The organism is Actinomycetes bacterium (assembly GCA_036510875.1).
GTDB lineage: Bacteria > Actinomycetota > Actinomycetes > Prado026 > Prado026 > DATCDE01.
The window spans coordinates 1-8,136 of the sequence record DATCDE010000015.1; the positions used below are offsets into that span (position 1 = coordinate 1).

An 8,136-nucleotide genomic window follows, 5' to 3' on the forward strand; every position below is an offset into this window, starting at 1 on the left:
GGCTCGGCCAGGACGGCGGCCAGCAGCAGCCGGCGCTCCCAGCGGTCGGCGGCCCAGGCCAGCCCGCGGGCCAGCCCCTCGACCGTCGCGGCGTGCACGGTGCCGTCGTCGTCCACCCACCAGTCGCAGGGCACTCCGGCCACCCGCAGGTCGTCGTGCTCCCGGTAGGTCGCCGGGGCGCCGGCGAGCACCCGGGCTGCGACGCCGGGCACCGGCAGCTCGGACCCCTCGCCGTCCGGGCGCAGCCCCGGGCCCGGCCGGGAGCCGGCCCGGACCAGGGGCAGCAGCATCGGTGCGGCCACCACGTCGGTGAGCCGGGTGGCCATGCCGATCGCCGCGAGGAAGTCGGCGTCGAGGCCCAGGTCGGGAGCCTCCGCCAGCAGGGCGCCCAGCGCCGGGTCCGACCCGGGGGCACGCAGCCGGCTGGGCGGCTGCCCGTCCAGCCGGGCGTAGCGGGCCAGCCACCACGCGGTGTACGACCGCCGGTCGACCGACCGGCCGTCCGCGAGGCGCAGCCGGACCGGGGTGACCACCGCGGCGCGCAGACCGGGGTCGCCCGCGAGCAGTCGCAGCGCCTGCGGCCAGCGGTCCGGGTCGACCAGGTCGAGGTCGCGGACGGCGACGAACTCGGCCACCACGGGCGGGACGTCCAGCCCGGGCCGGTCGTCGGGCCGATCCTCCAGCAGGTCGTCGGACACGTCGTCCAGCAGGGCGTCGGCCCACTCGTCCTCGGCGTCCAGGTCGTGGTCGGTGGTGGCCAGCGGCAGGTCCGGGTCGACCACCAGGGCGAACGTGGACAGGCAGCCGACCGCTGCCAGGGCCGTGGCACCGAACCGGTCCACCCAGGCCGGGTCGACGACGCCCAGGGCGTCGGGCGTGAGCACCTGGGCCAGCGGCGCGTCCGGCAGCAGCAGCTCGCCGGCGGCCGACCAGCCGCCCTCGTCGTCTGGCACCGCCAGCTCGGCCAGCCACGGCCGCTCGCCGGGCCGGGCCGCCCCGTCGGCGACCAGCCCGAGCACGGCCGCGGCCACCCGCTCGGGGTCGTCGGCGTCCAGGGAGGCGGCCACGGCCGCCCGGACGGCGGGCAGGTCGAGCAGCACCTCGGGGCGGGCCGGCAGCGCGCCCAACCGTTCCAGCAGCGGGTGCGCCGCCTGCGGGTGCACCACCCGCAGGCCCAGCGCGGCCAGCTCGGGGGCGGCGTCCAGGACCACCCCGCGCGGGCCGCGCACCAGCCGGCCGTCGGCCAGCGGCACCGGCAGGCCGGACAGCGCCTCCCGCTCGGCGCCGGCCAGCCCCTCGTACACCGCCTGCCACCACGACGGCGGCCGGTCCAGCGCGGCCAGGTCGTCGACCAGGTCGGCCAGCCGGATCCGGCGCACGCCCAGCCGGTCCAGCTCGCGGCGTCCGGCCCACTGCGGCGGCAGCAGGCCGGGGAGCACCTCAGCGAGCGCCGGGTAGGCCGCCTCGGGCAGCCCGTCCACCGCGACGGCGTCGCAGGGTCGCCGCCCGCCCGGCAGCACCGGGGCGTCCGCGAGCCGCTCGACGATGGCCCGCCGCAGCTCGGCGTCGAGCGGACCGGCGCCCACCGGGCCGGGCACCAGGGCCAGCACGGCGTCCGGGCCGGTCACCTCGGCGACCAGCTCGGCATAGGCGTCCGCGGCCCGCGCCACCAGGAAGTCGCGCAGCGGGCCGGGCGCCACGTGCCGCCGGTCGGGGGCCAGCGGGAACGAGCCGAGCAGCAGGGCCGGCAGGTCGAGCGGCTCGTCGGTCGGGGTGGGGGCGTGCAGCACCGGCAGCGTCCCGGCCGGCAGCGGGGCGGCCCAGCGGACCCACCACTGCCGGGCGGCCCGCTCCTCGGTGGGCCGGTCCGCGAGCAGCTGCGGGTCCAGCCGGCCGGTGGCCTCGACCGAGCGCACGTCGAGGTCAGCGGCTCGGAACGACCGGCGCACCCCGTCGACCTCGACGGCCACCTCGGCCAGGGCCGGCAGCATGAGCAGCAGGCCCGCGTCCACCTCGTCGAGCAACCGCTCGGCCGCCCGCCGGGCGCCGGCCCGCAGCGGCAGCACGACGACCGTGTCGAACCCCGGCGGCGGCTCGGCGTCACTCGGGTAGGGCAGCCGCAGCACCGGCACCTGCCCGGCGCGACGGGCCAGCTCCTCGGCCAGCGCCGGGACCTGCCCGACCTCCTCCCGGGTCCGTGCGGCCGACCAGCCGACCGCCCCGGTCCTCGAGGCCACGAGCGGCTCGTCGGTGACCGCGAGCACCGCGGCGAAGCCCACCCCGAACCGGCCCACCGACCCGAGGTCGTCGCGCTTGGCCGAGGCCCGCAGGGTGGACAGCGCCTGCACGCCGTCGGCGTCCAGCGGCCGCCCGGTGTTCGCTGCGGTCAGCTGCTCGCCGTCCAGCCGCAGCAGCAGCCGGCCGCCGGATTCGGCGGCGGCGTCCGCGGCGTTCTGCGCCAGCTCGATGACCAGCCGGTCCCGGTAGCCGCCCAGGGCGGCGTCCTCCTCGGCGTTGGCGTCCTCACGGAAGCGGGCCGGCGCGGCGGCCCACCCGGACAGCACGGCGCGGCGCAGGGCCGCGGTACCGAACGGGTCAGCGCTGGCCGAGCTCGTCGTAGCCCACCTCGTCGATGACGTGCCCGGACGCCATGTTCGCCAGCGAGGCCACCGCCACCTGCGAGTGGGCCCCGCACCCGTGGTCGAAGGTCACTGCCCGGCCGTCGCTCGGGGCGTACTCGTTGGCGCAGACCCCGAAGGCCTGGCCGAGCAGCCCGGCCACCCGCACGAGGAACCCGCAGGTGGCGCAGTGCGCCGGGGCGGCCTCGGCGATCGGGGCGCGCGGTCCGCCCGGCCCGTTCAGCCAGCGGTCGGCCGCGTCGTCGATGCCGATGAGGGAGAGCACCCGCTCGCGGCCCAGCCCGAGCTCGCGGGCGGTCTCGCGCTCGTCGTCCGGCTCGCCGTTGTGGCTGCCACCCAGGCCGGTGTAGCCGGGCTCCAGCCGCGGGTCGTCGGGGGCGGTCGGCAGCACGTCGCCGACGCCGAGGTCGCCGGGCTGCAGCCGCTGCTCGTAGGGGACCCAGGCCGGCGCCAGCAGGGCCTCGCCGCCGGGCAGCAGGCAGACCTCGTCCACCGTGGCGACCTTGGCACGGCTGGCCCGCGCCACGGTGACCGCCCAGTGCCAGCCGCGGTAGCCCGGCTGCCGCGAGGCGAACCGGTGGGTGCCGACCCGCTCCTCCTCGAGCTCGAAGCCGAGGTGCTCCCCCACCCATGCCTCGCCGGCCATGGCGACCGCGGCCGCACGGGCCTCCTCGACGGCGTCCACGCAGGTCTTGTCGGCCGCGACGGTGCGGGTGCGGGTCTCAGGGGTCATGGGCACTGACGATAGCCTCATCCCATCGATCGAACTGCGGGGAGACCACCCATGACCAAGCGCCGCACGGCGGTCGTCGCCGGGATGCTGGCTGCTGCCGCGCTCAGCCTCAGCGGCTGCGAGAAGCCCGCGCCCGCCGTCACGGTGTGGTCCGGCAGCTCCTCCGACCGGGCCGAGGCCCGGTGCTGGTCCAGCGATGCCGCCCAGACCGTCAACCTGTCCTCGTGCGTGGCCGGCGGCACGGCCGTGCCGACCCTCTCGGTGCTGCCGGGGCAGACCATCGGCATCAGCGTCGACACCGTCGTGGCCAAGGACGGCTGGTACCCGACGATCGGCAACCAGCGGCTCACCGCGCAGCCGCTGACGACGACGTACTACCGGTTCGCGCTGAGCGAGTCCGACCTCGCCCAGCCGCTGCAGCTGCGGGTGCTCGCCCTCGGCCAGGGCGGCCAGCAGCTGCGCGGGGTCTGGCTGTTCGAGCTGACCCGCAGGTCCTGAGCCACGCAGCGTTGGGCGGCCCGTGGGCGGTGGCTCAGCCCTGCAGCTCGTCGGCGACCGCGCGCAGCAGCGAGGCCACCTGGCGGCCCTCGGCCGGCGAGGGGTAGCGGCCCCGGCGCAGGTCGTTGCCGACCTGGTCGAGCAGCCGGATGAGGTCCTCGACGATCACGGCGGTGTCCTCGGCCGGCTTGCGCTTGGCCTTGGCCACACTCGGCAGCGGGTCCAGCAGCCGCACCGACAGAGCCTGCTCGCCGCGCCGGCCCTCGGCCACGCCGAACTCGACGCGGGTACCGGCCTTCAGCGTCGTCACGTCGTCCGGCAGGGCGCTCTTGGGCACGAAGACGTCGCCGCCGTCGTCACGGGACAGGAAGCCGAAGCCCTTGTCGGAGTCGTACCATTTGACCTTGCCGGTAGGCACGTTCGACCTCGTTCGGTTGCGGGGTGTCTGAGCGGGACGGCGCGTCGGACGCAACCGCCCCACCAGGGTAGTCGGATCGGTTCGCCGAGGTGGTGCGTACCCTGCCTGGGTGCGCAAGCGGACGGATGAGCAGCGGCCAGGCGACCGGTGGGTCCGCGTGGGCGGGGTCGTGTTCGCGGTCGGGGTGGTGGCGATCCTGGTGACCGTCGTCCCGCTGCTTGTGGGCACCGCCCGGCTGCCGGTGGAGTTCTACTACCTGTCGATGCTGGCACCGCTGGGCATGGGCATCGCGCTGGGCGGGCTGGTCGTGGCCGCGCGGGCGCGGCGCGGTCAGCGGTAGCGCTCGGGCTCGACCAGCTGCTCGTTGAGGGAGCCGGAGCGGAAGCCCCGCTCGTCCAGCTCGACCGAGGCGAAGCCGGCCGCCAGCACGGCGTCGCTGGCCTCCTCGCACAGGGCCACCCACTCCACGACGTCCGGGTCGACCTCGAGCCGGGCGTGGTCGCCCAGGTCGCGCACCCGCAGGTTGCGCACCTCGATCCCGGCGTCCTTCAGCGCCGCCCGGACGCCGGCCTCGGCCCGGTCCACCCGCTCCAGCCGGTCCCGGCTGATCTCCAGCCCGAACGCGATCCGGCTGGACAGGCAGGCCGCGGCCGGCTTGTCCCAGGTGGGCAGGCCCATCCGGCGGGACGCCTCGCGCACCTGGGCCTTGGTCAGGCCGGCGTCCAGCAGCGGGGTGAGGGCGCCGCGCTCGGCCGCCGCGCGGATGCCGGGGCGGAAGCCCGCGACGACGTCGTCCGCGTTGGTGCCGGTGACGATGTGCTTGATCGACAGACTGGCGGCGACCGGGCGGAGCACCTCGATCAGCTCGGCCTTGCAGAAGTAGCAGCGGTCGCCGCCGTTGGCGCGGTAGCCGTCCCGGGCCAGCTCGTAGGTGCGCGGGCTCAGGTGCCGCACGCCCAGCGCCTCGGCGAAGGCCTTCGCGTCGTCCAGCTCGCCGCTGGCCAGCGAGTGGGAGACCGCCGTGGCGGCGACCACCTGGAACGGCCCCAGCGACTCCACCGCGGCGGCCAGCAGGAACGCCGAGTCGGCCCCGCCGGAGAAGGCCACCAGCACCGAGCCGAGATCGTCCAGCCGGCGGCGCAGGTCGACCAGCCGCCGCTGCAGAACGAACTCGTCCAGCCACTCGGGGAAGCCGCTGAGGTCCTCGAGGACGACGGTGGCGCCGGCCGCGCGCAGCTCGTCGGCGTCCACCGGGCCGGTCGCCACGCCCACTCCGACTACGCCCGCGGAGACGGCGGCACGCATGTCCGCCGCGTGGTCGCCCACGTAGACGGCGGCCGCGTGCTCGACCAGTGCGGCCGCCTTGCCGTCGCCCCAGCGCCAGCCGACCACGGCGTCCGGGCGCAGCTCGAGGTGGTCCAGGTGCAGCCGGGCGTTCGGCTCGTACTTGGCGGTGATCACGACGGAGCGGCCGGTGTGCCGGTGCACGGCGGCCAGCGCCTCGGCGGCGCCGGGCAGCGCGGGGGTCGGCTCGACGGCCAGGTCGGGGTAGAGCTCCCGGAACCGGTCGGCCATGGGGGCGACCCGGTCGGCCGGGAACCAGCGGGCCAGCTCCTCGTCCAGCGGGGGGCCGAGCCGGGTGACGACCGCGTCGGCGTCGATGGGCGCCCCCGTCTCGGCCGCCAAGGCGGTGAAGACGGCGTGGATGCCGGGGCGGCTGTCGATCAGCGTCATGTCGAGGTCGAACCCGACGACGAGGGGCTCGACCGGGCCCGACGACGGCTGCTCGCTCAACTGGTGCATCCGGGAAGCGTAATGTCTGGCGCCGCGGGCGGCCCGCCGTCCGGTGCGGCGCCGTCCCACGTGGTCACCGTCCATCGCCTAGGCTCGCTCGGATGGGCAGCCAGCCGCGCAGCTTCGCGGAGGCGCTGCGGGCCTCGTCCGACGACGACCTCGCCGCGCTGGTGACCGCGCGCCCGGACCTGCTCAACCCGGTGCCCGCCGACCTGGCCCAGCTGGCCGCGCGGGCGTCGTCCGGCCCGTCGGTGGCCAGGGCGCTGGACCACCTGGACCGGTTCCACCTGCAGGTCCTCGAGGCCCTGTGCCTGGACGCCGCGCCGGCCGGTGTCACCCGGCTGGTCGCCCGGCTGCCCGGTGCGGACGCCGAGCAGGTCGATGCGGCGCTGCGGACCCTGGCCCGCTGGGGCCTGATCTGGGCGGACGGTACGCCGGACGGCGCCGTCCATCCGCTGACCGCCGTCCGCGACGCCCTCGGCGCCAGCGCGGGCGGGCTCGGACCGCCGCTGGACGTGCTGCTCGCCGCGCAGCCGGCCGCCCGGCTGCAGACCTTGACCGAGGACCTCGGCCTGCCCACGGGCACCACCCTGGCGGAGACCCTGGCCGGGCTCGACGCGCACCTCAGCGACCCGGCCACCCTCGACGCCGTGCTGGCCGACGCACCGGCGGCCGCGGCCGAGGTCCTCGATCACCTGTTGTGGGGCACCGCGTACGGCTCGGTCCCCAACGCCGACCGGCCGGTGCGGGTGGCCTCGGCGGTGTCCCCGCTCGAGTGGCTGCTGGCCCGCGGCCTGCTGCTGCCCACCGACCGCGGCACGGTCGCGCTCCCCCGCGAGGTCGCGCTGCACCTGCGCGGCGGGCGCGCCTTCGACCGGGCACAGACGGCCGCGCCGGAGCCCCTCACGGCCGCGGCCCACGACCTGGCTCAGGTGGACCGCACCGCGGGCGCCCAGGCGTTCGGCTTCGTCCGCGCCGTCGAGAGCCTGCTCGACGCCTGGGGGGTGGACCCGCCCCCGGTGCTGCGCGCCGGGGGGCTCGGCGTCCGCGAGCTGCGCCGGGCGGCCACCGTGCTGGACGGCGATGAGCCGCTCGCCGCCCTCGTGGTCGAGACCGCCTACGCCACCGGGCTGCTCGGCCCCAGCTCGGACGCCGACCCGGTGTGGCTGCCCACCCCCGCCTACGACCTGTGGCGGGCCGACGAGACCACCGGACGCTGGGTGGCGCTGGCCTCGGCCTGGCGGGACACCACCCGGGTGCCGGCCCTGGTCGGCAGCCGGGACGCCAAGGACAAGGCGCTGGCCGCGCTCGGACCGGACCTGGACCGCGCGCTGGCGCCCGAGGTGCGGCGCGGGATGCTCGCCGTGCTGTCGGCCGCGGCCCCGGGAACGCCGGTCGGCTCGGCCGACCTCGACGCGGTGCTGGCCTGGCGCCGGCCCCGCCGCCCGTCCCGGCTGCGTGCCGAGCTGGTGGCGGGGTTCCTGCGCGAGTCCGAGCAGCTCGGCGTGACCGGGCGGGGGGCGCTGTCCGGTCCCGGCCGGGCGCTGCTGGCCGACGACCCGGCCGCCGTTCGGGACGCGCTGGGGCCGCTGCTGCCGCTGCCGCTGGACCACGTGCTGCTGCAGGCCGACCTCACGGCGGTGGCCCCCGGCCCCCTGGTCAGCGACCTGGCGCAGGCGCTGGCCCTGATGGCCGACGTGGAGAGCACCGGCGGGGCCACCGTGTACCGGTTCTCCGAGTCCTCGGTGCGCCGGGCCCTGGACGCCGGGCGCGCCGCGGCCGACCTGCACGCCGTCCTGGCGACCCACTCGCGCACCCCGGTGCCGCAGCCGCTGTCCTACCTCGTCGACGACGTCGCCCGCCGGCACGGGCGGATCCGGGTGGGCGTGGCGTCGGCGTACGTGCGCTGCGACGACGACGCCGTGCTCACCGAGCTGCTCGCCCAGCGCAAGGCCGGCGAGCTGCGGCTGCGCCGGCTGGCGCCGACCGTGCTGGTGGCGCAGGCGCCGGTGGAGGCCGTCCTCGAGGTGCTGCGGGCACTGGGCTTCGCCCCG

Annotated in this window: 7 protein-coding genes; 3 read left to right on the forward strand and 4 right to left on the reverse strand. The window is 77.3% G+C overall.

Features of this window, described 5'->3' with window-relative positions:
* Both VIM19_00945 and VIM19_00950 read right to left on the reverse strand, forming a co-directional pair.
* On the reverse strand, positions 1 to 2,564 hold a 2,564-nt coding region (locus tag VIM19_00945), incomplete at its 3' end, for a hypothetical protein (protein HEY5183482.1).
* 31 nt (positions 2,565 to 2,595) lie between these two features.
* Positions 2,596 to 3,372, reverse strand: a complete 777-nt coding sequence (locus VIM19_00950) for a DUF3027 domain-containing protein (GenBank protein HEY5183483.1) — start codon at positions 3,370 to 3,372, stop codon at positions 2,596 to 2,598.
* Between the two features lie 51 nt (positions 3,373 to 3,423).
* Between VIM19_00950 and VIM19_00955 the strand changes: the two genes are divergently transcribed.
* Positions 3,424 to 3,870, forward strand: a complete 447-nt coding sequence (locus tag VIM19_00955; GenBank protein HEY5183484.1) for a hypothetical protein — start codon at positions 3,424 to 3,426, stop codon at positions 3,868 to 3,870.
* Between the two features lie 34 nt (positions 3,871 to 3,904).
* Here VIM19_00955 and VIM19_00960 read toward each other — a convergent pair whose 3' ends face one another.
* A complete protein-coding gene (locus VIM19_00960; GenBank protein ID HEY5183485.1) occupies positions 3,905 to 4,288 on the reverse strand; it encodes a cold-shock protein in 384 nt (127 codons plus the stop codon).
* Positions 4,289 to 4,397: 109 nt separating this feature from the next.
* On the opposite strand from VIM19_00960, the gene VIM19_00965 reads away from it, so the two are divergent.
* The gene (locus VIM19_00965) at positions 4,398 to 4,628 is read left to right on the forward strand and encodes a hypothetical protein (GenBank protein HEY5183486.1); all 231 of its coding nucleotides are present in this window, start codon (positions 4,398 to 4,400) and stop codon (positions 4,626 to 4,628) included.
* Here VIM19_00965 and larE read toward each other — a convergent pair.
* Positions 4,619 to 6,091: an ATP-dependent sacrificial sulfur transferase LarE gene (gene larE / locus VIM19_00970; GenBank protein HEY5183487.1), complete on the reverse strand. Its 1,473-nt coding sequence runs from the start codon at positions 6,089 to 6,091 to the stop codon at positions 4,619 to 4,621. The two genes, VIM19_00965 and larE, sit on opposite strands and share 10 nt — an antisense overlap.
* A 92-nt stretch (positions 6,092 to 6,183) precedes the next feature.
* Between larE and VIM19_00975 the strand changes: the two genes are divergently transcribed.
* Positions 6,184 to 8,136, forward strand: a 1,953-nt coding sequence (locus tag VIM19_00975) for a helicase-associated domain-containing protein (protein ID HEY5183488.1), incomplete at its 3' end; no start/stop codon positions are given.

Coding starts and splice junctions, on each gene's coding strand:
- VIM19_00955 (HEY5183484.1), top strand. CDS start 3,424: ATGACCAAGCGCCGCACGGCGGTCGTCGCCGGGATGCTGGCTGCTGCC.
- VIM19_00950 (HEY5183483.1), bottom strand. CDS start 3,372: ATGACCCCTGAGACCCGCACCCGCACCGTCGCGGCCGACAAGACCTGC.
- larE (HEY5183487.1), bottom strand. CDS start 6,091: ATGCACCAGTTGAGCGAGCAGCCGTCGTCGGGCCCGGTCGAGCCCCTC.